This window comes from Cobetia sp. SIMBA_158, assembly GCF_046566945.1.
Taxonomy (GTDB): domain Bacteria; phylum Pseudomonadota; class Gammaproteobacteria; order Pseudomonadales; family Halomonadaceae; genus Cobetia; species Cobetia amphilecti.
Genome location: NZ_JAWJYL010000454.1, coordinates 1 through 267 on the forward strand (window position 1 = coordinate 1; position 267 = coordinate 267).

The 267-nt window shown below is 50.6% G+C and carries 1 protein-coding gene; it reads right to left on the minus strand.

Annotated elements, in window-relative coordinates:
• Window positions 1-25: 25 nt before the first annotated feature.
• Window positions 26-267, minus strand: a 242-nt coding sequence (locus R2R70_RS20650) for an Hsp20 family protein (RefSeq protein WP_410978998.1), incomplete at its 5' end; no start/stop codon positions are given.

Sequence of the window (267 nt, forward strand, 5' to 3'; positions counted from 1 at the left end):
GGCCGCGCCAGGCGGCCTTAGGGAATTAGTTGATTTCGATACGGCGCGGTTTTTTCGCTTCCGGAATCACGCGTTCGAGATCGATATACAGCAAACCATTTACCAGGTTAGCACCACGAACATGAATGTTCTCAGCTAACTGGAATTTGCGTTCAAAGTTGCGTTCAGCGATGCCCTGGTACAGATAGGTGCGCTCTTTTTGTTCGTCGGCATGAGCACCTTTCACCACCAGCAGATTATCCTGGGCGGTAATTTCCAGTTCGCTCT